The sequence below is a fragment of the Haloquadratum walsbyi C23 genome (assembly GCF_000237865.1).
GTDB classification, from domain to species: domain Archaea; phylum Halobacteriota; class Halobacteria; order Halobacteriales; family Haloferacaceae; genus Haloquadratum; species Haloquadratum walsbyi.
Window position 1 is genome coordinate 2,996,180 of record NC_017459.1, and the last position, 21,583, is coordinate 3,017,762.

The following is a 21,583-nucleotide window of genomic DNA, read 5'->3' on the forward strand; positions in this document are numbered from 1 at the left end:
CGGGGTGCGGGGGTGCTCGAACGAGTCGCTCCCGAACAGACCGATGAGTAGACCTAGCGACACACACTCGATTGAACAGACACACCCAGCGAGCGGCTGCGACATCGCCTACGTCGGGTATCGGCAGAGCGGGCAGGCTATCGTTGAGAAACGTCCCGGCCAAGAACGGCTCACGCCAGAGCGGAGTCTCGCACTGTTGAATCGCAGTCCCTCGGGATTCGAATGGGGATATGGTAGTAGTGGTCCGGCACAACTCGCGCTCGCACTCCTCCTCGACTACACAGGTGACGAAGCGTTCGCCCTCGACCACTACCAGGCGTTCAAAACCGAGGTCGTGAGCCAGCTGGACTGTGCTGGGTCTGCTTGAAGCTGGCGACTCACCGGGGCCGAGATCGATGCAGTCCTTCACGAAACACCCGGCAAGCCGGTCGCACCGTCCATCTAAATACCAATCACCGAAAGAATCCATGTCAGAACATACCCAACCATCTCGTGCGGATGGCGAATCGGCCGAAACCAGTGAACAGGCGACACGAACGGAATACGTCGGCGTTTCCCTTACCGTGAAGCTTACTCGCGGGACTGGCACCCGCGATCGGAACAAAATCGTGGTCAAAGCGAAGGGCAAGACCCTCGAGGACGCTCGCGAGGATATGGAGATTCTTCGGGAGTACATCCACGATCTCGCTGAGGACGCCCGCCAGATCCAACCCGAGGAAGAAGACGGGTAACGGCGGGGGCTGTTTTTTGTCGCCTCAGCAGTAGCGGAGGCGATCATCAGTGAGCAATCCTGACGGTCAATCGACTGACGTGAGCGAGCTTTCACCAGAATAACGGCTCGAACCCCAGAATACGCGACTGATCAACGCTGGTATCGTGACGATCAACGATATGGAGACGCTGCGAGCCTGCGTCGCCTACGAGAACGCGAATCAGCAACGAATCCCGATTCTTCGCCAGCTCAAAGATCGGGCCAGCGAAATTCGCGCAGAAGACGATTGACGCAGCACTCGGAGGTGTCTGTCGGAGCCTCGGTGGGTGGAGGCTCAATCCAGATGAGCGATCGACCAGAAGTCGAGATTCACCGACAGACTGCGTTCGGTGACGATGGCCAACTCGAAGTAACCGAAACGAGCGTCGAGACCTCACTCGAGGATTTCGGCGCTGACGTGGATCGTCGCGACCGAGATTCGCGTCTTGACCAGCCCGAGGCGAGTGAGTTCGGCGTCGACGATCGACCCGAAGTGGAGCAAACATCCGAGGGAGATCAGTCAACCCTCTTCGCTGATACGGACGAGAATCAGCAAACCCTCACTGGCGACGATGCAGCCGCTCGCTGTCTCTTCGAAGAATAGACTGCCCCTATTGATTAGTTATCCGTCTAAATATTGTAGTCTGAACTATAATAGTCTGAGTTCTAATTTTGAAGCGACGCTGAGGGCCTAATAGCCGGTGGGTTTTTTGAACCCCAGCAGGGTGCGGGGAATCCGAATGCCCGCGTTCAACCGATGGAGATGAATCCGACTACCGACCCACGAACAGTCGTACAGGATGCGAGTGAGCGATGGCAGGCGAGCGGTCGCCGAGCTCCGTAACTGACTCCGTCTCGGCCCGGATTTATTTCGTCGGCGCCGAATCCGTCCCCCGCATTTCCTCACGCTTGAGTTTAAATACCAAAACCGGGGGAAACGAGGAGCGAATCGATGACGAACCGCAACTCAGACCGAGACGCGTTCCAACCTGTCGGGGAAGGCGCTCTGGTGCCGGACCCAGCGCTGGATCAGCCAGCAGACCGCTAGCCAACTCGCCAGCGTGAATCCTCGCATTCGGGCGGATATCCGGACGGAACTACCGGCACAGACCGAGCCTGTGTCTCCTGTGACGCATCGATCCCGGCGTCGCAAGGAAAATGCCGGTTCTGTCTCGAACACGAACTCGACGGCGCGTCGGAGTCGGGTGCTGCGGGTTCCGAGCAGACACTGCGTGGTGTGATCCACTTCCTCGTCGAATCGGGGACGTTCTACGGCGCCGTGGCAAAGGGAGCAGCAGCAGCGACGCTTCTCTCGTCAAGTCACGACCAGCCAATCGACGACTGTACGCTCATCTACGATCTCGACGACGAGCCCGCACCCCAGCTAACCGAGCGCTGGCCTACGCTCCCCGCTGCTGCCGAGGTGACCTCAGCGGCTGGCGACGCGTTGCTATCAGCGTCCCGTGAGCGGGCAGGGGAAGAAGATGGGAGGAACAATCGCCCGCAGACGGAGCTCCCGCGCGTCTATGACGAGCGTGGGCAGGGAATTCGTGATGGGTCATCCCTCGAGCACGCTCTCGACGACGGCGACCAGTTGTGGATCGTCCCAGCAGTTGCTGTTGAAACAGTTCCTCGTGAAACGGAATCCACCAGTACCGGGGCCGAAATTCCGACCGTGACAGCCCTCGAGTGCCAGCACTGTACGAGAGAAACAGAACATCGGTTCAGGACACGTGAGTCGCTCCCTGACGAGACCTGGACAGGCCAACCAATCTGGGAGTGCCAGGTGTGTGGCACAGGTCGCTACGGACCTGCTCCCGAATAGGGCAGGAGGAACCTCGCCGATTAACTAACAGTCTCCGATAGAGATGACTTCTGGTGGTTAATACGGCAAGTATCTTCAACTCCGACGTCAGTCACAGCGGGCGTTCATTCGGCAGGGTTCGCAGCGGCTTGCCTCCACAAATCGGGGCGGGAACAGGGGTAGTGGGTAACGCTCCGTGACATCGTCGAGTCCGGAAACGTCACGCCAACCACAGCACGGACGTATCATCAGACGCTCGATGAACTCGCGGTCTAGACGGGCCGGGTCGGGAGCGAGGGCGCTCCATTCTTCCAGTGAATCGCATCTAGCGCGGGCGGGAACTGCTGGAGTCGGTCATCGAGAACGGCGAGTGGATGCGCATCAAGAAACGTCTCGCTATGCCGGTCGACAGGCCTGTCTTCGTGATTGAGTTGGATGTGACAGGGCCCAAGATCCGGATGGTCGGCGTCTTGGTGGAAGCCGAGCATCAGATTTCGGTCCGGTTCGACCCAGTTGATGCGGTAGTATTCGTGGTCGACGCTGGCGGGGTACCAGAAGCGAATCTCCAACCATGCGGTCGCCGCGTCGTACGAGTCACTCAGGAACGTCGTCGGATCGACATCCGTGATGACGTACCGGGGTCGGCGTCGAGACGGGCGATAGCGGACCTCTTCACACCCTGGCTGGTTCGTCAATCGGTCGTGAACATCGCGGAGGAGGGTCCGCTGTGTATAGCGGTCGCGACCGGCAAGAAAGATCATTCTGTGAAAGAGGAGGATTAGCTCGTGGCGCGGTCAGCCATGTCGGTCATCTGCTCGCGGGCGGCTTCAACGTCAGAGTAGAGTTCCAGTGCGTGCTTGATGAGGCGGCGATCCTCCTCGTTCTCGCGCCAGAACGCGATGACGTCGCGCCGGTCCCGAAGCTCCGCACTTGTGAGGTCGCCGTCGGCGAGCGACTGTTCGAGCTCCTCCCACGTCTCGACGTTATAGGTTGCCTGCCACTCCTCGATTTCCTCAGTAATCGCGGTCAATTCGCTCCGCAGCTCCTCGCGGGTGTTTTTCTCGATGAGCGTGCGGATCTCCTCGAAGAGCAGTCGCGTGTAGTCCGGCTGGTAGCGCGTGGTCTCGCCGGCCTCGACGCGACGCAACTGACCCTGGTCGACGAGTTCTTGAACTTCCTCGTTGGTCGTGCTCCAGGCGGCGTCGGCCTGCTCGCTAATCCAATTAACTGAGCGGGGTTCGCGAAGTGACTCGGCGACCGCCCGAATGCGGTCGCGGGCGCTCATCGACTCAGTCCACGATTGGACCCCATCTCGCGGGGATTCGGTCATGGTTGGCACCTCTTGGGACAGTGTTCGCACCCTGCTCTCATATATGTTTGTACCCTCTCGCATAATCAAGAGTAGATTCGAGCGAAGGCGTCCGGACGTTGAAATGCAATACCGATAGAAGCTACGAACCAACCGATGTACGACCGATATTCTGACTTTGCAGAACTACGGCCGACCGGCGAGGCATCCCACAGCCCGGACACGATGCTGGACGACGGGTGTGAGAGTGACCTCCTGGCGCCAACGCGGTGCGACGAGCACTGGTGGCGACGACAGTCTCGTAAGGAGTCTCTCTGCGCCGGCGAGTGGTGAGGCGCTTCCGATGAATCAGCAAGTCGAGGGCTACCGGATGCATCGTGTGCTCAGCAATCTCAGCCGGCTCGACGTTGACCAGTTGGACGACGCGGATCGAGAGCGAGTCGAGACTGCAAGAGACCTTCTGGAAGAAGTGAGCATACTCACGCGACCAGAGGACGGGAGCAGACCAGACACCCCAACAGACGACTGATTTCATCGCCGTCGACGCCAGGGGCACTTCCAGTGTCGGTTTATCACCCCCAAAGAGAGGTACGGGGCTTCCTGCGGGTCCAGACATGGCGACACCACAAGCTGCGACGACGTCAATCGGCGCGATCGTATCGGATCCACAGGCAGTCCGCGAGCTCTGTGAGAGCTACTGCTTCGGGACGCTCGACTGGGAGGTCACCGACGAGGGCGAACTCACCATCTGGGGGTACGATGACTTCGAAGTGTACGAGGCGCGGGAGAACGGCCTCCCAGACTACGAGGGCGGCATCGTGACCCCCGAATTCTTGCGAGAACTCGCCGACCATCTCGAAGCCGACGAGGAACTCGACATCCAGACAGCGGGATTCACGAAGTGTCGCTTCCCAGTACTGGTGAAGCGGTACGTCGCTCGTGACGGTCAAGTCCTCCACGCGGACCTCAGTTCCCCCGACCCGATCGACGAGTAGCGTTGTTCGTCCCCCGGGAGGGGTGCGGGGCGATCCAGTCGCGGTCGCCCCGTGAGGTGATTGCTCGATGGGTCACCGCGCACTTGTTGCGTACGAACGGACAGACAGACAGTACACGCTCCACTACAGCCACTGGGGCGCAGCGAACCTGAAGCTCAAACACCGGATTTCGGCAGAGTCGCCGTTCGGTGGCGAGGACACCAACTCCAAGTGGGCGAAACAGCTGCTTCAGCTCAGGTGGTCAATTTGCGAAGTCAGATACTCTTGAAGAGCAGTGACCGTTTCTTCTGAGACAGCTGAGGTCCCGAAGTCACTCCGAAATCCGTGCTTGAGTTCGTCGCTCTCCAAGATTTCCGATCCACGCTCAAGTTGCTCCCGTAGCGCATCGTCGTCCCCTCTCCGCAGATGGGGCGTGACAGCGTTGAGGTCGATCTCTTCAGCCACTGCCAGGACGTCTCGGAGGTCCGTTTCTCGGCCACTGTGGAGCTTTGCCGCGACAAGGACTGCCCCATCGATGACTCTGGCTGTCGTCGTTACTGTGCCCCCGCTCACCTCCTGTTGGTGGCTGTGATCGTACAGATAGTCGAACGACCACTGTGCCTCAGTCTGGCGACACCCGAGTCCGTTGACCAGGAGATCGAAGCCGATCGGCTGCTGTGGCGTGAGCCGCTTCTCGTACTCGATTACTTCGGTGTCGTAGAACCATTTCTTGGCGTGACTGTCCGTTTCCTCGAATCCCTGCTGTTCGAGGAACCCGACGAAGTCAGCCTTGGAGTCCGGCGCGACGACGATATCGAGGTCCGTGGAGAAGCGAGCATTGAACGCTGAGACAGCGTACCCGCCGACAAGAACGTACTTGTGGTCCTGTTGGGTGAGCTCCTCGAGCAGTTCGATGAGCGCGTCACTCCGGTTGTTGAAGCTCATGGCTGCGCTCGTTCCGTTTCCCGGTACGTGACGCCGAGGTCGATATCCTCGTACATCCGGTCGAGCATCGCGAGCGCCGACTGGAACTGGGCGTAGTTCTCACGCATATACTCGATCGTCTCTGCTCTCGGGATAACCGGGTACCCCTCGACGTGCTCGATGTCGAGGGACGCCCCTGGTTCAAGAACGATCTGTAGCGCTCCGTCCAGCTCGTGACGGGGCTGTCGTTCGAATTCGGTCGGGAGGTCGAACGACTCGAAAAACGCCTCCCAAGCGTCGACGTCCTCCTCACGGACGGCCAGAAACAGTGGATAGTCGTTGGGCTCGCGACCGACCTGGTAGCCGCCCTGGGTCCACACGTAGACGGCGTCGATCCGTGTGAATGCGAACGGCCAGTCACCGAACTGCGGGATAACGTAGGCCTCCTCGATGGATGGTTGACTGACGCCGGCGCTGGCAGCGACGAGCTCTCGTGCTGCGTCCCTCACGCGCTCGTCAACGACTGAGAGGCCGTCGTCATAGTGGACGTAGCCTGCGTCTTCGAGTCGGTTGACGGCCTGTCTAACCGTCTCGTACGGCGTGTAGAGGTGTTGGGCGACACGACGGATGGAGTCACCACTCTCGATAGCGAGGATGACCTGCGCCGCGGTGTCGTCGAGCACCTCATACATCTGGTAGTTACCAATAATCTGGTAACAGTTAAAAATCTTACTCGAATGTCCATAAAACCACTATCTCTCCATACTCTCGAAGGTAGTCCTGATTCCCGCTGAAAACACGTGGAACGACTATACCGAATCCAACGAACAAAACGAATTGAATGAGAAAAACGAATGTATTGAAAGCATTCTGAGGAACGAACTGGCACCCTCTACTCGATGAGCAAAACGGGGAAACGAACACAACGAGAGAAACGAAGATAATGACCGACACCAATACCACACGAATCACGGTGGCGAATCAGAAGGGAGGCGCGGGGAAGACAACCGACGTCATTCATACTGGCGGCGCACTCGCTGCCCGAGGCCACGACGTCCTCCTGGTCGATATCGACTATCACGGCGGGCTCACCTGCTCGCTTGGCTATAATGATCTGTACTACGACACCGACCGTACAACGCTGTTCGACGTTCTCGAGTTCGACCAGATGAAGTCGATGAACGATATCATCGTCGAACACGAGGAATTCGACATCCTTCCCGCCAGCGAGAAACTCGCGAATAACAAGAACATCCAGACGCTGCTTGAGGCGCCAAAGAGTCGCGAGCGGTTGGAGATGACTCTCGACGAGCTCGAAAAGGACTACGACTACATCATTGTCGACACGCCGCCATCCCTGAACGTCCTCACCGACAACGCCCTGGTCGCGACCGGCAACGTCGTCATCCCCGTGATTCCCGAGAAGCTCAACGCCAACAGCCTCCAGATTTTCGCAAAGCAGCTGAGTTCCCTCGAACAGGCGTACGGAGACATCAATCGGCTCGCAATCGTCTGTAACCGTGTCGAGCAGAATGCCGAGCACCGCGACACCATCGAGGAGATCAAGTCGGCGTACTCCCTCCGAGTGTTCGAGATCCCGAAGCGGACCGACCTCTCCCAGTCGATTGGCGAAGGGGTGTCCGTCTTCGGTTTCGGCAAGGAGAACCAGCGCGTTGAGGATGCACGCGACTTGTTCAACGAGATCGCCTCCCGACTCACCGAGAAGGGCTGGCTCGACCGGCTCTTCCCGGACACGTATCTCATCATTCCACTCACAGCCGGCGAGGAAACCGTGTACACCACCCACGAGTGCTTCATCGCCGCCCACGTCGCCGAGCCGATGTACATCGGCTACTACAGCGCCCTCAGCCACCACGGGCTGACCGAACAGATTCCCCGGACGGTGTACGTCGTCACGCCGACCAGAGCGCAAAGCCGAGACATCCACGGTGTCCCGTACCGCGTCACGACAGTCACCGAGCAGAAATTCTTCGGCTGTGAGCCGACCTCGATCGAGGGTACGACCGTGCGTCAGCGACCTAGAGAAGACGCTGGTCGACTGTGCGGACCACCCCGAGTTCTGTGGTGGTCTTCGGGAACTTGCGACCGCGATGCGCACCGCCGACGAACGGGGTTGTGACTGGGACATCGTCGGCGAGTATCTCGGACGCCTCGATAACGACGCTGCAACCGAGCGGATTGTCTACCTCGCCGACCAGCTCGGCATCGACCTCCCCGCCCGCGAGGACCTCGTCGCGTCGTTCACGAGTGGCTACTCGTTGTTGGACCCGACGCGACCCGACAACGGATCGACCGACAGTACGTATCGCCTCCGAATCAACATCGCGCCAGCCCAACTGGAAGCGATGGAGTCCTAACCGGATCACTCGCGAAGCAGAGCACCTGGCTACCTGATGCCTCTATTTATTTATACCTCGTTGCACAGAATTAGATAGTGTCTGAAATGGCAAAACAGGATATAAACATCTGTATCGATGCGTATCCCGACCCGGACGTCGACGTTTTTCGCATCGGCGCCGCGGACGACATCCTCCGCCTGCTCGCCGACGCCCACGACACGGAGTTCTCGATTCCCGAACTTGTCGACGCCACAGGTGTGGCTCGCTCGACGGTCTGGCGGGCCGTCGACCTCCTCGACAGTATCGGTGCCATCCAGATTCGAGAAACACCTCAGCGCAACTACGTCGCGATCGACCCAGACCGTCTCCAGAAGGACGATCCGATCCTCGCGGTCCCCCAGTCGGAATTCCACGCGCCGATCCGAGCGTTCGTCGACCGTGTCCAAGCCACGACCACCGACACCGACGACACCGACGACATCAACGATCTCCTCGGTATCGTCATCTTTGGAAGCGTCGCCCGCGGGGAGGCAGACCGGCAGAGCGATATCGACTGCTTCGTGGTCGTCGATGGTGACCGGACGACAGCCCGCCGGCAGATTACCGACGTCGTCGCCGATCTCCAGTCCGAACAGTTCAGCGGTGACCGATTCGTGTTTGAACCGTACGTCGAGTCCGCAGAGAGCGCTGGGAGAGCCGGATCGAAACTCCGCGAGATCTTCGCCGAGGGGATTACGGTATCCGGGAGCGACCGCCTCGACGCGCTCCGCAAGGAGGTCGTCACCGATGAGTAGTACGCGCATCGAGACCTTCATCGACGAGGTGCAAGCCGCATTTGATCGCCGTCCAACGGACATCGAAGCCGGGCTCGATGTCGAGGACGCCGCCCTGCTCCAGCTGCGGAAGGCCTGTCGCTTGCTCGCCGGCGCTGAGTCCCTCCAGGATGCCAGCTATTATACGCTTGTTATCGAAGCGTCGTTTGTCGCCATCGAACGCACCGTCGAATTTCGGCTTCTCGAGCGCGGCACGATGCAGCCGGATGGTCTTCCCGGCACACATCCTGGTGTCTGTCGGGAGGCTGCAGCGGCCGGTGTCTTCGGGGAATCGATAGCCGCGGACCTCGCGGATCTCTGGCGCGACCACCGGGCCAAAACGTACTATTAGGACGGACTGGCCTCTGCAGCGCGTGCCGACGCGATGTACGAGCTCGCCACCGAGATTCATGCATACATTACTGGACGGTCTCGACAGGGCCACGAGTGCCTCTGTGGAGAGACTACGTAGCGAATTCGTGTTTGCCAGAAGACGACAGTAGGTGAGTCAGATTAACCGACGCGGGAGGTGATATCACGAATCTGTTGATTATGTTTTTGTGCCCGCCGAGGAGCGGAGGCACATTCCGACCTCCGTCAAATGATAGCTGAGGACTATCTCACCACGATCCTTGAGGAAGCCGAGCACGTCGCCGAGCAGCACGACCAGGTCGCAACGGCGGACAGCCAAGCCCGCGAGTGGCTTCGATACGCCGTCCTCCGGATACTCGAGGGGCAGGCAGACCACCTCCCGACGAACTGGACGCCGATCGACGGCGTCACGGTCGGCTACGACACCGACAACGCGATGTTCGACAGCTGGGGCTCCAGCGAAGACTGGTGGGAGACCGTCCCGCCGCAGGAGGCGTGTACCCGCTTCCGGTTTTCCCGGACGGTCACCAGACGGTTTCCCGTGACATCGTCGACGTGATGGCCGCGCTCGGGGGCTGTCGAGTCTGGACTAGGAGCGCATCCGCGTGCGGATCCTACGACCATTGCGAGCGCCGCGAGGTCCACTACCTGTGGTCGGAAGGTCATCCGGTGGAGGAAGTGCTCCACGAGCGGCTCAGTGGCCCTGCAGAAGCCGTCGCTCCGGACGGTGACCGAACGGGCGACGTTCGCGACCGACTGGTCGTCGACGAGAACGCAAAGTCACAGGACGATCTTGAGCCCCGCACGGCGCGTGCCGTCGCCGAAGCGATGGACGTCTCGCTCCTCTCAAAGGGTGGCCGCTACGAGGTGCAGTCCGCGTCCGACAACAGGTACGAAGTCGACATCATCGACGAATCGTGCACCTGTCCCGACTGGCAGCAACGTTTACCCGAAGACGGCTGCAAGCACCTGCGCTGCGTCGATCACGAGATCAAACGGGGCCGCGTTCCCCGACCAGACGGTCGACTCCCAACGGTCCCAGGGTAGATCATAATCCTCTTCGTCGGGATCACTCTTCTGGTACTGGGTAGTGTGGCGGCACACTAGGATTTTCACGACCGGTCACCTACCGTGAGGTATGAGCAGCGACAGAATCGACGCCGAAAGCAAGGTGTCTGGAAACCAGGCAAACATCTCCGCCCGAATTCGCCGGGAACTCGATATCGACGATGGCGATCAGCTCCGTTGGCATCTCGAGGACGATGGGAGCATTCGGGTCCACGTGATCCAACAACAAACCGGCACGTTCGCCGATTTTGACGGCTACGCTGGTGAGGAGTCGACCGATGTCACGAGCGATCACAACGCCTGGGGCGTTGACGTCGGGTAAATGCCTCGGGCACTAATCGATACGACAGTCCTCTTTGCCGCCGCATACCGGCGGGATGGATCCCACGATGCCGCGCTTCCCGTGCTCCAAGGCATTGACAATGGAGCGCTCCCGGAGGCAGTCGTCCTCGGCTACGTGCTCGCGGAAACGCTCAATATCCTCACGACCCACGCCGGTCACGACGCAGCCGTCGATCTCCTTGATCGAATCGAAGAAAACCCCCGCTTCCACATCGATTCACTCACCACCGATGCCTCGCGACCGGGAAGGCCCTCTTTCGCCAACACGAACCCCTCGCCTTCGTCGATGCATGCATGGTGGCGTATATGCAAACCGAGAGGCTCGGCTACCTGTATGCGTTTGACGACGATTTTGACGCTGTCGAGGATGTCTATCGACTCGATACAGCAACGAATCCCTCCGATCCAAACTGACGCTGGCAGACGGCACGGCTGGCGACGATGTTCGGTCTCAGAATAGTCGCACCTCGTAGTCAGCCGTCAGGTCCTGGAACTCATCCCACTCCGGGAGCCGGTCATCATCGACCTCACCGTGTGTCTCGAGGTAGCGGAGCAGGGCGTCGATTTCGTCTTCGAGGACATACTTCGCCGCCTGCTCTCGGAGGTCCGCCTCGCCGACGTCGACGTGGCTGAGCAGGAGGAGACAGTACGAGCGGTGACGGCTGCCGTCGTCGATCAGCAGCGTGTGACAGCAGAGCTTCGCCGGCGAGACTGCGTCGAGTTCCTCGGAGTAGGAGTAGTAGCGGTACCGGTGAGTAGGAACTAGAGGTCGAAGGCCGCGAATTGAGCGAGGCCGGTTTCGTGGAACGCCTCCGCGTCGATCTCCGTCTCGGCCTGGGCGAGGAATTCGTCGTAGTCCCCCCAGAGAATCGTCCCTTTCGGGGCGACGGCTTCAAATCGTTGCCGATGTAGATAGTGTGCAAGTTCACAGGCGAACTCGTGGAGGCGGTCGAAGTCGGCGTTGAACTCGTAGTGGTCGTCGGTCGTCCCGACAGGACCACGATCACGAAACCGCTTGAGGACGCGGTTGACCGTGTTGCGGTAGTTGTCGCTCCGGTCGGCGATCTCGGAGACGGTTCGCGGCTGGTCGAGGTAGTACACACCTCGAGTGCCTTGCCGGTCAGCAGCTCGGGGAACTCGATGTGGGAGTGCTGGCGGACGAGGTCCCGATAGAGTTCGACGGCACGAGCATCTGACGGGGCGACTCGTTTTTGCCGGCTATCGCGTTCCGCGTAGACGAGTCCCTTCTCGACGAGGTTGGCAACGGCACGAGAGAGGTAACTCTCGCTGTGGTCGAGCTTCGTCGCGAGTTCGGAGATCGTGTCGCCGCGGTCGACCGTGGCGAGGACCTCGAGTTCGATACGCCGGAGCACGGCGTAACATAGTACGAAACTTGTATATAAGGAAGCTTCAAGTGGTGTTACAGCCGGCGATTGAGAAAACAGTTCTTACCATGTTAAGTAACAAAACTATCGGTTCATGGGACGTGTTGGTTAATACGAGGGTAGTTGATGTCCTACGAACTCCCGACCCCACCGGCGAACCTTCCGACGAAAATCGTCAACACGCTCAATGAGTCGGGTCCGGAGCAGCTTCGACACGTTGGGACGTACGCTGAGACGCTCGCCGAGGACAAGAAACGAGAGGAGCGTCCCGAAGAAATCCAGACCAACAAGATGGAAGAGGTACAGTGACTGCGTTCGAGGACTTGGAACATGCCGATATCGTCTGAGTGAGTGACCCGATCTCAGACAAACGTCGCCCGATGCTCATTCCGGGAGTATCATATCTCTCGAATTATGATACCCAGCTCATTACCGTCTTGCTCTCTACGAAGACGACCACGAGGAGGCACTCACACAACGAGATATTCTTCAAGTTGGTCGCGTTCGCTGACGGCCTCACCGGTTATTTCATCGACAATTGTTCCATGATCGATTGCATAACACCGGTCGGCTAATCCCTGGATTACTGAGAGATTCTGCTCGACAAAGAGAATCGTCGTGTCGAATTCCTCATTGATCTGGCGAAGATCCTCTGTAATTGATTGGACGATTGAGGGTTGGACCCCCTCAGACGGTTCATCAACCAATAATAAATCCGGACTTCCGACAAGAGCGCGAGCAATTGCTAACATCTGTTGTTGCCCGCCACTCATTGTTCCGGCAGATTGCGTTTTCCGCTCTGCAAGAATCGGAAAATAATCATATACCTGCTCATACCGTGTCTCACTACTCTCACCGATTGATTCACCGATCAAGAGATTCTCTTTGACGCTCAAATCTGGGAACACATCACGTCCCTGTGGGACATATCCAATGCTTCGTTTAGCATGAGCATCTGCGGACTTTTCAGTCATATCCTCGCCATTATAGATAACACGACCTGATTCAGCTTTGAGAAGCCCCATAATAGTTTTTAAGAGCGTCGTCTTGCCAACACCGTTGCGACCAACGATACCGACGATCTCGCCAGTGTCAACCTGAAATGAAATGTCTCGAATGACCGGTGTTCCATCATAACCGGCATTGAGACTGGTAATATCAAGGCTCATGCATTCTCACCAAGGTATATTCGACGAACTTCGTCATCACTCTCAATATCTTCAATCGGTCCCTGACGAAGGATTGAGCCTTGATTCAGTACTGTCACCTGTTCAGAAATCTTCCGGACAAACTCCATATCGTGTTCAACCACAAGAAACGTCATTCCATCATCATGAAGTGATCGAATGAGTTCGGCAATATCAGCCGTTTCATCTATTGACATTCCTGCAACGGGTTCATCAAGTAACATGAGTTTTGGATCAAGCGTGACCGCCATTCCAATCTCTAAGCGTTGTTTTTCCCCATGTGACAGATCACTCGCTGATACATTGGCTTGCTGTGCAAGCGAAATACGCTCAAGCGTGTCCGTTAAGACAGTCTCGGTTTCTCTATCCGTTCGTTGAAGCGGCACCCGAAGATTCTGCTCGACGGTGAGGCTTTCATAAATATGTGGTGACTGAAACTTGACGCTGATACCGGCGTCCATCCGCTCGTGCGGTTCAAGCGCCGTCAAATCCAGACCATCAAAGTAGATATCCCCCTGTGTCGGTGAGAGCTGTCCGGTAATGAGTTCGAGTAACGTGCTTTTTCCAGCCCCATTTGGACCAATCAGACACCGAATTTCGCCCGCTGCGACGGTGAATCCAACACTGTCAACAGCCGTAAGCCCACCAAATTTCTTTGTCAGTTGTCTTGTTGAGAGAATCGCTTCACGATCGCTACCGGTTGCTGCAACCGCCGGTTGCTGATTAACCCCCATATTTTTTGGAGCACTCATTCGCGCATCACCTCAGAACTCCCCGGCGTCTCTGAGTCAGAGATATCAATACCAACTGAGCCAAGTAGCGTTTGAGCGCGAGATTGTATTGTGTCACGACCATGTTCGATGCCTTCACGAAGTCCGTGAGCATTGAAGAACACGTACATATCCCTGATTCCTGGGAGGATACCCCGTGGGATAAACAAAATTGTGATCATCAAAATCAGCCCCACAAAGACAATTGCGAACTCTGAAGCATTAATTGAGAACCACTTCCGAAGCCATTCAATAATCACTGTGCCAACAATAGCGCCGAGTAACGATTCTCGTCCCCCGAGCGTCACCCAGACAATCGGGATTGTAGCAAACGTAATTGTAAATACACTCGGATCCATGTAGTTTCCCCAGTTGGCATAGAAGATGCCACTCAGTCCGGCTAGCGCACCTGAAAAAGTGAATACAGCAAGTTTGACCTTTTTTACATTGTAGCCAAGCATCGCTGTCCGCTCCTCATCCTCGCGGATTGCTACCAGCGAGTATCCATATTTACTATTGACGAGGATTCGCGAGCCAAGATATGCGAGCAATAACACAGCAAGCACAAACCAATAAAATTCAGATCCTGAAAGACTGAATGAACTCTCGCCAACACCAAGAGTGAAATTTCGAATTCCGGGGATTCCATTGAATCCACCGAGTTTCACACTTCCAATTGCCCATTTGGCACCAGCGGTTTGTGCCATGAATGTCTCGAGGACAAGCGTAACGACCAATGTGAGGATAGCAACATAGACGTTTCGAACACCCCCATAAAACATGAAATATCCAAGGATGAATGCTGATATCGTCGCAACTGCAATCGCGATTGGTAACGCAACAGTCGGACCGAGTGCACCACCAAGATTGAGACTGACAATTGCGTATGTATAGCCAGCAATTCCAAAGAAGGCGACCTGTCCAAAGCTAAGAATACCAGTGTATCCCCAAATAATCGACAGTGACAATCCAAGCAGTCCATAGGCAAGGAACAGCGAAAACTGACCCGCTGCGTATGACCCACGGATAAGCGGTTGGACTACTAGAAGGAGTAATCCAACCCCAAAGGCTGCCCAAAACACACGCGAATTGCCCAGTGTATTCGGACCATTTAGTTTAGTGATGATACTTTTGAGTCGTGAGGGAAGTATATCTGAACCCAGTTTCATGATTGTTGTTCACCCAATTTGTCACGGACAGTGTTTGCAAGCCCTGTCAAACCCCCCGGCAGAAGTCGAATAATGATGATTGCCGTCATGAGTAATGCGATTTGCCCAAAGAAATTCCCATATAGATTCGAGAAGACGGCATTGATCGTTCCAAGGATCCCGCCAGCTAATGCTGTCCCAAGCAATACCGAGGATCCACCGGTGACGACTGTGACAAATGATTCAACAAGGAATGACTGTCCCATCCCCGGAACAATTGTTGCTGAAGGCGCATACAGTGCACCAGTCAATCCGGCAAGCCCGGAACCAATGGCGAATGTAATTGTATACATTCGGTCTGTATCGACGCCCATTGCTCGAGCGGTCTCAGGGTCTTGAATTGTTGCACGCGCCCTAACACCGAATTCAGTACGTGTGAATGCAAGATAGACAGACCCAAGAACCCCAATCGCCGCAAGTAGTAACAGAACACGGTATCCAGAATATGTATATCCAGGAACTTGACCGAACGGAGTACCAATAGACCGGAGAGAATTCCCAAATATAATTCGGGTGCCCTGCGTCAGAATTAGCCCAAGTCCGAATGTGACGATCATTGAATCCAAGAGCCGACCATACAGTCGTTTGATTATCGTCCGTTCAACAATCGCTCCAAAGGCTGCGGTTCCGAGTGCCCCAAGTATCATCGCTACTGGTAATGGCAATGATACAACATTGATAGAAAGGGTTGTAATGTACGCACCCATCATAATGAATTCACCATGAGCAAGATTGATCACACCCATCATCCCAAAAATAACAGTCAGACCAATCGCTGCAAGTGCAATAAACGCGATGCTATCTGCCATTTGCAGAAGCTGTGATACCGGGACACCGATACTATCGAGCGCTTTCAATACGTCAGCGATGAACAGTGGAATCATACCGTTGGCTTCACCAGACCTAGTATCATCAATCAGCTACCCGCTTCGTCAAAGTACTCAACCGGTGTGAATTGTTTTGTCATTCCATCATCCTCACCGGAGAGGTCAATCCCAACTGTCTCAGAGAGGAACTGTTCAGGAATCTTACGCTGATCTTCAACGGTAATGTTGTGTTCAGCATCGCACCGCATCACTCGCATATTGTGAGTCATATGATGTACCGGTCCCTGGAAGCTAATATCTCCCTCTGGCGATCTATCACCAGTAATTTCCATCCCACTCTCGAGAACATCCCGGACAGCTTCTTGATCGGTTGTGCCAGCCTCTTCGACAGCTTGTTTATACATGTAAATTGAGAAATAATTGTTAATTGATTCCTCATTGGCATACCCGGCGTCGGGGAATTTATCATAATATCGACTGACATAATCCTCATTTCGACTTGTCGGGATTTCTTCCATATAATTAAATCCGCCATAGACATCTTTGAGTGCTGGCGCTTCGAGCCGTTTATGTTGATATCCCTGAGCCATTACGGTTGAGGTACCCATTGGAATCTCAAGCCCAGCGGAGGTTCGCTGGTTCCAGAATGATGAGTGATTTGCACCAACTAGAATTGCCATCACAAAGTCCGGATCAGCATCCTGAATATTGCTGATAGTTGACCCAAAATTCTGCACTGACAATGGAATAAATTCTTCACCAATAACCTCTGCATCGTTTTCATCCGCGATGACCTTCACCCAGTCAGCTGATAACTGACCAAAGTTGTAATCAGCAGCAATAGTATAGATATCTGATCCAAAGTTCTCAATCATGTAGGGGACAACACTACCCAGTTGCTGACGAGCTGTTGGTCCCATACAAAATGTATACTCATCGGCAACGCCGCCCTCATATTGCGTCGTATAGAAGTATAGCTGCTCGTTGCGGTCAATTGTCGGTCGGATTGCCTCTCTTGTTGCCGAGGAGTACCCAGCCCACAATGCGTCTACGTTTTCCTGTCGGATTAATCGAGAGGTGAGTTGTTGATATCGCTCATTATCTGACTGTGGGTCTGGGTCAAACAGTTCGATCTGTTTACCCATAATCCCACCATCCGCATTGATCTCATCAATTGCCAGTTTGCTGGCACGCCATTTTGGCGTCCCGACGAGGGAAAAATTCCCTGAGCGATCTTCAAGAACGCCGATTTTGATTGTGTCACTCTCAGAACCGCCACCACCACCGGAGCCACCACTACTGGAACAGCCAGCGAGTGATGCACCAAAACCCACCGCGCCGGTTGCCAGCACGGCCCTTCGAGACATACGATTATCGCTCATTCGACTTTCTCCATGGAAAGGGCGTGATTATGTGCATGTGCAGTACATATGGCAGTATTGATTCGCAAATGTCTACTCATTTCGATAATTTTTTGCAGAATCGTATGATACATAAATCCTTCTAGACAGGCTAAAATAAGTGGATATATATTCATTAACTCCTTGATTTATTTGTATATCATTATATTTTGACCGCATGCCCAATATTATCTCAATGAGTATGGCATCAATCGTACAGACCAATATTATGCATTCGTTTACTTATTGTTCTAAACAATGTCTTATTAATCTCCCTCAATTCAATTTATATAGTACTATTGATATTTACGTATCTTTGCGTTGGTGCGCAAGATTCTGTTTGGTATGGTAGACGAAAACGACATGATCATGTAAAAAAGCGAACATTCTTTCGACGTATCTCTCACCGATATAAAATCGAATAGAGACACCACTCATCGTCGACATGGAGACGGTTATGAATATGCTAATCAGTGAGACGGACACTCTCACGGGCGCTCATCGAGGCGGACTCCCCTACTGGGATAATATCGGGATTCGCCTTTTCATCGTGGAAGGCGCTCATCAAATGAACAGGATGCAGGACATAGGATGGTTTTGAATCCTTGTTGACAGTGAAGATGAATAGTGCTAAGCGGAACAGGAGGGGATATGTAACGATAGCGTGATACTGCAGCATTCTTACAGGATGAGAATATAGATTACCCCTCTAATCTATTGAGCCCTCATTTGCGAGAAGCTTCATAAATTGAGGATGTCACTCCCAACGAGTGGTTCAGTCTCTTTCTCTGGCGGCGTTAACTTTGGATTCGGCGTCGGCATCGGCATCGGCTTGGACCATTGCGAGTTTGACCTGGCGAACACCCTCGAGTGGTCGAATACGGGATAATAACGTTTCAATCCGACCACCCGCTCCATCAACGGCAATCGATTCCAAGCAGAGGTGATCACTCAGATGAACATGATGAACGGCAACAATTGTTTCTGTAAAATCATGTTGGAGTTCACTCATTTCATCGGTGACGCCGCTGTGTTCGTGCTCATAAAGCACAACCACAGTCCCACTGAGAGTTCCTGATAACCCGGTTTGTTGATTAAATTCGGTTACAAACGCACGAAGCGCGTCTCGGGTCGCCTCGGAACGACTATTATATTCACCGGTTTCAACAACCTGATTCAATTCAGACAAGAGATCCGGCGGAAGTGTCACACTCATGCGGTCAACATCTTGACTCATAACTGCAGGTTTTCGACTGACCGTATAATTCTTGATACACTCACTATTCTTTTGAATACGATTCATGAAATATTACGATAGCCTCAAAAAGTATTATTAACCAGGTGCATAGTATATCGAATAGAATGCATATCCCCGACGGCTTTCTTGACCCGCTGGTTGCGGGGCTATTTTGGCTTGGCTCAGCAGTTACAATTGGACTTGCAGTAAGGTATGCCCGCAGTGAACTTGGTGATGAACGCACACCACTACTTGGTGTAGTCGCCGCAGGTATTTTTGCTGCGCAAATGTTGAACTGGCCGATTCCCGGCGGTACCAGCGCACATTTCGTTGGTGGAGCGTTCGCTGGCATTCTATTGGGACCGTCGCTTGGTGTGCTTGCAATGACGGCTGTTGTCACGATTCAGGCACTTGTCTTCGGTGATGGTGGAATCATTGCGCTTGGTGGCAATCTCTTTGCGATAGCTGTGGTTAATGTTCTCATTGGATATGGTCTATTTCAGATGTTCAGAGAGATTCATGAGTCAGGAGCGGCGTTTATTGCTGGATGGGCAGCAGTGACAGTTTCAGCACTCATTGTTGCTCTTGGCGTCGGGTTCTCCTCGGCGTTCGCCTATGAGATAGCCACAACAGTTACGATTATGACTGGCGGTCACGCAGTTCTTGGAATTATCGAGGGTGCAATTACTGCTGGAGTGTATACCTATATCGCTGCTGCCCGCCCCGATCTCGTTTTTACTCAATTCGAAAATAGCAATCTGTCCCCGGACGTGAAACTATGAAGATCATAAGCATGAACATGGACTCTTGGATACAGCGGGCGGCTCTCATGCTGCTGGGACTTGTGATAGTGGCTCCGTTTTTCGGGTGGACCGCAAGTATCGTCGGCTATGCCGAGCCACTCGAGAATGCCGCAAAAATGACAGGTGCAACCGATGCAGTCATAAATCTCAATCCTGGCATACTCCCAGACTACACTGTTGGAGGGTTCTCAGGTCCGATTGGAACACTCATCTCGGCTGGAGTTGGCACAGTGCTAACACTTATTGTTGCTTTTGGCGCTGGTCGCCTGCTTGAATCGTGACCGGCATTGTTGGTCGGTCCGTCGCGTCGATTACGGGTGCACTCCGGGCTGTATTCACTGCCGAGCAGATTGCCGAAAACGATGGCTTTCTCCAGCGACGAGACCCACGGGTAACACTGATTTCCATTGCAGGATTTGCACTGGCGGTGATGATTTCCCGACAGGTGTCAGTAACAATGTGTTTTGGTCTATTGACGATCATACTAGCTCGTCTATCAGTTGTTCCTCTCCGACAGTTGGCTGCGCGATCGGCGGTCGTACCTCTCATATCAGCATTGATTGTTCTCCCACAGGCGATCATAATGCCCGGTGAGGTGCTCCTGTCATTTACTGGAGTGACGATTACTGTGACTGGTATCGAGTACGTTATCTTATTTACCCTTCGCGTTGGCGTTGGGATTGGACTGTTATCATTGATCGTGCTCACAACACCGTTTTCAGCGGTTATCGCAGCACTGCGCTCACTACATGTCCCAGTTGCACTTGTATGGGTTATTTCTATTACATATCGATATCTATTCCTGTTCTTTGATGAGTTACAACGGCTGATTCTGGCTCGAAATAGTCGGACAACCGGTCGGACATCACTCCGTGGTGCATGGCGGGATGCGCGTTGCATGGTTGGGAGCTTTCTTTTACGAACGCTCGACCGAGGCGAACGAGTTGGTCGAGGGATGCGGGCCCGCGGTGGTGCACGCGCACCATCACCATACGGTCGATTGAAGCAGATTGATATATACGGTTACATACTGCTCACTATCTCGGGGTTTGCAGTCATTATGACAGGAGTGATTCGATGGGGTCTGTAATCGACGCCTGCGGGGTGCGACATGAGTACCCTGATGGTACAACCGCAATCAAGAACATTGATGTGACGATTAAACAACAAGAGCAGATCGCAGTCATTGGTGCAAATGGGTCAGGGAAAAGCACGTTACAACTTGTTCTTGGTGGGCTTGTTGAGCCGACTGTTGGGTCAATCACGTTCTTCGAGAAAACAACCGACGCCGAGACAGTCCGAGAACGACTTGGAGTGTTGTTACAGAATCCCGACGATTATCTGTTCAATACAACAGTTCGGGAAGATATCGAATATGGTCCAGCACAATTAGGTTATAATCGCGCGACTGCAGAGCGTCGTGTAGAATCACTTGCGGACACACTTGGACTAATTGACTTGCTTGATCGACCACCGTTTCGTCTCTCAGGTGGTGAGAAACAACGGGCTGCAATTGCCAGTGTTCTTGCATTTGACCCGGATGTGCTGCTCTTAGATGAGCCATTTGGAGCGGTTGATGCAACATATCGAGAGCAAATTCTTCATCTTCTTAGCAATCATACCGGATCTATGCTAATTTTTACACCATCGGTTGATTTAGTCCCGAAGATCGCTAATCAGGTGATTCTTATCGGACAAGATGGGGGAATCGCTGCGAGAGGATCCGTTCGTGAGATATTAACAAATCGTAACCTACTTTCAACTCATGGGCTCCGACCACCACAAACAGTACAAATGTTTGAAACAGTGCTGCCAGACGCCGATATTCCACTAACCGTGGAAGCAGCCCGTGAATTCCTTTTGAAGCGAGAATCTTGATACACAATACGGCTCAAATATCATCTTATTATGCTTCATCAATCATTGACCAAGATTGAGATCCTCCCGTGTGAACGCGCGGGTATTCCACTTACTGTTTATTATCATCAGGTCTCGGCGTGAGACTTCTTTTATCCTCATACTATGCGCATAATTGAAGAACTTCAATTGA

General features: G+C 54.4%; 20 protein-coding genes and 11 pseudogenes. 20 read left to right on the top strand and 11 right to left on the bottom strand.

All coding sequences use genetic code 11. The features are described 5' to 3' along the window. Positions 1-43 precede the first annotated feature (43 nt). The 5 genes and pseudogenes from HQRW_RS13505 to HQRW_RS13525 all read left to right on the top strand — a co-directional run bounded on the left by HQRW_RS13505 (position 44) and on the right by HQRW_RS13525 (position 2,576). Positions 44-445: pseudogene (locus HQRW_RS13505) on the top strand (DUF6166 domain-containing protein). Positions 446-467: 22 nt separating this feature from the next. After that, positions 468-731, top strand: coding sequence for a DUF7389 domain-containing protein (locus HQRW_RS13510; protein WP_014557025.1), 264 nt, complete (start codon positions 468-470; stop codon positions 729-731). 49 nt (positions 732-780) lie between these two features. Beyond that, a pseudogene (locus tag HQRW_RS16625) lies at positions 781-1,002 on the top strand (hypothetical protein). A 53-nt stretch (positions 1,003-1,055) separates the two neighbouring features. Continuing rightward, entirely contained in the window at positions 1,056-1,355 is a 300-nt protein-coding gene (locus tag HQRW_RS13520; protein WP_049892358.1) for a hypothetical protein, read from the top strand. 348 nt (positions 1,356-1,703) lie between these two features. After that, positions 1,704-2,576, top strand: a pseudogene (locus HQRW_RS13525) (biosurfactant protein 1). A 251-nt stretch (positions 2,577-2,827) separates the two neighbouring features. On the opposite strand, the gene HQRW_RS17065 reads toward HQRW_RS13525, so the two are convergent. Both HQRW_RS17065 and HQRW_RS13535 read right to left on the bottom strand, forming a co-directional pair. After that, positions 2,828-3,316 (bottom strand): hypothetical protein, encoded by a 489-nt coding sequence (locus HQRW_RS17065; protein ID WP_014557029.1) that lies wholly within the window; start codon positions 3,314-3,316, stop codon positions 2,828-2,830. 17 nt (positions 3,317-3,333) lie between these two features. Next, complete coding sequence (locus tag HQRW_RS13535) at positions 3,334-3,885, bottom strand: DUF7342 family protein (RefSeq protein ID WP_014557030.1); 552 nt, start codon at positions 3,883-3,885, stop codon at positions 3,334-3,336. 322 nt (positions 3,886-4,207) lie between these two features. On the opposite strand from HQRW_RS13535, the gene HQRW_RS13540 reads away from it, so the two are divergent. The 3 genes and pseudogenes from HQRW_RS13540 to HQRW_RS16830 form a co-directional block, all read left to right on the top strand. Next, entirely contained in the window at positions 4,208-4,393 is a 186-nt protein-coding gene (locus HQRW_RS13540) for a hypothetical protein (RefSeq protein ID WP_014557031.1), read from the top strand. An 85-nt stretch (positions 4,394-4,478) separates the two neighbouring features. Next, complete coding sequence (locus tag HQRW_RS13545) at positions 4,479-4,859, top strand: hypothetical protein (RefSeq protein WP_014557032.1); 381 nt, start codon at positions 4,479-4,481, stop codon at positions 4,857-4,859. 67 nt (positions 4,860-4,926) lie between these two features. Then, a pseudogene (locus HQRW_RS16830) lies at positions 4,927-5,088 on the top strand (DUF6735 family protein); the annotation flags it as partial. Here HQRW_RS16830 and HQRW_RS13550 read toward each other — a convergent pair. After that, complete coding sequence (locus HQRW_RS13550) at positions 5,088-5,783, bottom strand: nucleotidyltransferase family protein (RefSeq protein ID WP_014557033.1); 696 nt, start codon at positions 5,781-5,783, stop codon at positions 5,088-5,090. The pseudogene HQRW_RS16830 and the gene HQRW_RS13550 sit on opposite strands and share 1 nt — an antisense overlap. Continuing rightward, positions 5,780-6,454, bottom strand: a complete 675-nt coding sequence (locus tag HQRW_RS13555) for a MarR family transcriptional regulator (RefSeq protein ID WP_014557034.1) — start codon at positions 6,452-6,454, stop codon at positions 5,780-5,782. Before HQRW_RS13555 ends, HQRW_RS13550 begins: the two co-directional genes overlap by 4 nt. Positions 6,455-6,705: 251 nt before the next feature. Here HQRW_RS13555 and HQRW_RS16835 point away from each other — a divergent pair. The 7 genes and pseudogenes from HQRW_RS16835 to HQRW_RS13590 all read left to right on the top strand — a co-directional run. After that, positions 6,706-7,485: pseudogene (locus HQRW_RS16835) on the top strand (ParA family protein); the annotation flags it as partial. Then, positions 7,459-8,140 (top strand): annotated as a pseudogene (locus HQRW_RS16840) (type IV toxin-antitoxin system AbiEi family antitoxin domain-containing protein); the annotation flags it as partial. The pseudogenes HQRW_RS16835 and HQRW_RS16840, both read left to right, overlap by 27 nt. 86 nt (positions 8,141-8,226) lie before the next feature. Next, on the top strand, positions 8,227-8,916 hold the full coding sequence (locus tag HQRW_RS13570) for a nucleotidyltransferase domain-containing protein (RefSeq protein WP_049892172.1): 690 nt from the start codon (positions 8,227-8,229) through the stop codon (positions 8,914-8,916). Further along, positions 8,909-9,406: pseudogene (locus tag HQRW_RS15250) on the top strand (hypothetical protein). Before HQRW_RS13570 ends, HQRW_RS15250 begins: the two are co-directional and overlap by 8 nt. Before the next feature lie 132 nt (positions 9,407-9,538). After that, positions 9,539-10,353: pseudogene (locus HQRW_RS13580) on the top strand (hypothetical protein). Between the two features lie 91 nt (positions 10,354-10,444). After that, positions 10,445-10,696, top strand: coding sequence for an AbrB/MazE/SpoVT family DNA-binding domain-containing protein (locus HQRW_RS13585; RefSeq protein WP_014557040.1), 252 nt, complete (start codon positions 10,445-10,447; stop codon positions 10,694-10,696). Further along, positions 10,697-11,130, top strand: a pseudogene (locus HQRW_RS13590) (PIN domain-containing protein). Positions 11,131-11,167: 37 nt separating this feature from the next. Here HQRW_RS13590 and HQRW_RS13595 read toward each other — a convergent pair. Next, positions 11,168-12,089, bottom strand: a pseudogene (locus tag HQRW_RS13595) (MarR family transcriptional regulator). A gap of 138 nt (positions 12,090-12,227) precedes the next feature. Here HQRW_RS13595 and HQRW_RS13600 point away from each other — a divergent pair. Next, a pseudogene (locus HQRW_RS13600) lies at positions 12,228-12,407 on the top strand (hypothetical protein); the annotation flags it as partial. Between the two features lie 164 nt (positions 12,408-12,571). Here HQRW_RS13600 and HQRW_RS13605 read toward each other — a convergent pair. The 6 genes from HQRW_RS13605 to HQRW_RS13630 form a co-directional block, all read right to left on the bottom strand. After that, on the bottom strand, positions 12,572-13,270 hold the full coding sequence (locus tag HQRW_RS13605; protein ID WP_014557044.1) for an ABC transporter ATP-binding protein: 699 nt from the start codon (positions 13,268-13,270) through the stop codon (positions 12,572-12,574). Further along, positions 13,267-14,040 carry an ABC transporter ATP-binding protein gene (locus HQRW_RS13610; RefSeq protein WP_011572786.1) on the bottom strand — a complete coding sequence of 258 codons (774 nt, stop codon included), beginning with the start codon at positions 14,038-14,040 and terminating at the stop codon, positions 13,267-13,269. Before HQRW_RS13610 ends, HQRW_RS13605 begins: the two co-directional genes overlap by 4 nt. Further along, on the bottom strand, positions 14,037-15,227 hold the full coding sequence (urtC, locus tag HQRW_RS13615; RefSeq protein WP_014557045.1) for an urea ABC transporter, permease protein UrtC: 1,191 nt from the start codon (positions 15,225-15,227) through the stop codon (positions 14,037-14,039). The genes HQRW_RS13610 and urtC overlap by 4 nt, the downstream gene beginning before the upstream one ends. Then, positions 15,224-16,150 carry an urea ABC transporter, permease protein UrtB gene (gene urtB, locus HQRW_RS13620; protein ID WP_011572788.1) on the bottom strand — a complete coding sequence of 309 codons (927 nt, stop codon included), beginning with the start codon at positions 16,148-16,150 and terminating at the stop codon, positions 15,224-15,226. Before urtB ends, urtC begins: the two co-directional genes overlap by 4 nt. Positions 16,151-16,182: 32 nt before the next feature. Further along, positions 16,183-17,475 carry an urea ABC transporter substrate-binding protein gene (locus tag HQRW_RS13625; RefSeq protein ID WP_014557046.1) on the bottom strand — a complete coding sequence of 431 codons (1,293 nt, stop codon included), beginning with the start codon at positions 17,473-17,475 and terminating at the stop codon, positions 16,183-16,185. A 793-nt stretch (positions 17,476-18,268) separates the two neighbouring features. Further along, a complete protein-coding gene (locus tag HQRW_RS13630; RefSeq protein WP_014557047.1) occupies positions 18,269-18,730 on the bottom strand; it encodes a CopG family ribbon-helix-helix protein in 462 nt (153 codons plus the stop codon). Positions 18,731-18,855: 125 nt separating this feature from the next. Between HQRW_RS13630 and HQRW_RS13635 the strand changes: the two genes are divergently transcribed. From HQRW_RS13635 to HQRW_RS13650, 4 genes are read left to right on the top strand one after another with little or no spacing between them, the layout of a single operon-like run. Then, a complete protein-coding gene (locus HQRW_RS13635) occupies positions 18,856-19,512 on the top strand; it encodes an energy-coupling factor ABC transporter permease (RefSeq protein ID WP_014557048.1) in 657 nt (218 codons plus the stop codon). Then, entirely contained in the window at positions 19,509-19,814 is a 306-nt protein-coding gene (locus tag HQRW_RS13640) for a PDGLE domain-containing protein (protein WP_014557049.1), read from the top strand. Before HQRW_RS13635 ends, HQRW_RS13640 begins: the two co-directional genes overlap by 4 nt. Beyond that, the gene (gene cbiQ / locus HQRW_RS13645) at positions 19,811-20,623 is read left to right on the top strand and encodes a cobalt ECF transporter T component CbiQ (RefSeq protein WP_014557050.1); all 813 of its coding nucleotides are present in this window, start codon (positions 19,811-19,813) and stop codon (positions 20,621-20,623) included. Before HQRW_RS13640 ends, cbiQ begins: the two co-directional genes overlap by 4 nt. Then, on the top strand, positions 20,611-21,411 hold the full coding sequence (locus tag HQRW_RS13650; protein WP_014557051.1) for an energy-coupling factor ABC transporter ATP-binding protein: 801 nt from the start codon (positions 20,611-20,613) through the stop codon (positions 21,409-21,411). Before cbiQ ends, HQRW_RS13650 begins: the two co-directional genes overlap by 13 nt. Positions 21,412-21,583: the final 172 nt, after the last annotated feature.

Excerpts from the sequence above, each read along its gene's own strand:
- HQRW_RS13510 (WP_014557025.1), top strand. The coding sequence starts at position 468 with ATGTCAGAACATACCCAACCATCTCGTGCGGATGGCGAATCGGCCGAA.
- HQRW_RS13520 (WP_049892358.1), top strand. The coding sequence starts at position 1,056 with ATGAGCGATCGACCAGAAGTCGAGATTCACCGACAGACTGCGTTCGGT.
- HQRW_RS17065 (WP_014557029.1), bottom strand. The coding sequence starts at position 3,316 with ATGATCTTTCTTGCCGGTCGCGACCGCTATACACAGCGGACCCTCCTC.
- HQRW_RS13535 (WP_014557030.1), bottom strand. The coding sequence starts at position 3,885 with ATGACCGAATCCCCGCGAGATGGGGTCCAATCGTGGACTGAGTCGATG.
- HQRW_RS13540 (WP_014557031.1), top strand. The coding sequence starts at position 4,208 with ATGAATCAGCAAGTCGAGGGCTACCGGATGCATCGTGTGCTCAGCAAT.
- HQRW_RS13545 (WP_014557032.1), top strand. The coding sequence starts at position 4,479 with ATGGCGACACCACAAGCTGCGACGACGTCAATCGGCGCGATCGTATCG.
- HQRW_RS13550 (WP_014557033.1), bottom strand. The coding sequence starts at position 5,783 with ATGAGCTTCAACAACCGGAGTGACGCGCTCATCGAACTGCTCGAGGAG.
- HQRW_RS13555 (WP_014557034.1), bottom strand. The coding sequence starts at position 6,454 with ATGTATGAGGTGCTCGACGACACCGCGGCGCAGGTCATCCTCGCTATC.
- HQRW_RS13570 (WP_049892172.1), top strand. The coding sequence starts at position 8,227 with ATGGCAAAACAGGATATAAACATCTGTATCGATGCGTATCCCGACCCG.
- HQRW_RS13585 (WP_014557040.1), top strand. The coding sequence starts at position 10,445 with ATGAGCAGCGACAGAATCGACGCCGAAAGCAAGGTGTCTGGAAACCAG.
- HQRW_RS13605 (WP_014557044.1), bottom strand. The coding sequence starts at position 13,270 with ATGAGCCTTGATATTACCAGTCTCAATGCCGGTTATGATGGAACACCG.
- HQRW_RS13610 (WP_011572786.1), bottom strand. The coding sequence starts at position 14,040 with ATGAGTGCTCCAAAAAATATGGGGGTTAATCAGCAACCGGCGGTTGCA.
- urtC (WP_014557045.1), bottom strand. The coding sequence starts at position 15,227 with ATGAAACTGGGTTCAGATATACTTCCCTCACGACTCAAAAGTATCATC.
- urtB (WP_011572788.1), bottom strand. The coding sequence starts at position 16,150 with ATGATTCCACTGTTCATCGCTGACGTATTGAAAGCGCTCGATAGTATC.
- HQRW_RS13625 (WP_014557046.1), bottom strand. The coding sequence starts at position 17,475 with ATGAGCGATAATCGTATGTCTCGAAGGGCCGTGCTGGCAACCGGCGCG.
- HQRW_RS13630 (WP_014557047.1), bottom strand. The coding sequence starts at position 18,730 with ATGAGTCAAGATGTTGACCGCATGAGTGTGACACTTCCGCCGGATCTC.
- HQRW_RS13635 (WP_014557048.1), top strand. The coding sequence starts at position 18,856 with ATGCATATCCCCGACGGCTTTCTTGACCCGCTGGTTGCGGGGCTATTT.
- HQRW_RS13640 (WP_014557049.1), top strand. The coding sequence starts at position 19,509 with ATGAAGATCATAAGCATGAACATGGACTCTTGGATACAGCGGGCGGCT.
- HQRW_RS13650 (WP_014557051.1), top strand. The coding sequence starts at position 20,611 with ATGGGGTCTGTAATCGACGCCTGCGGGGTGCGACATGAGTACCCTGAT.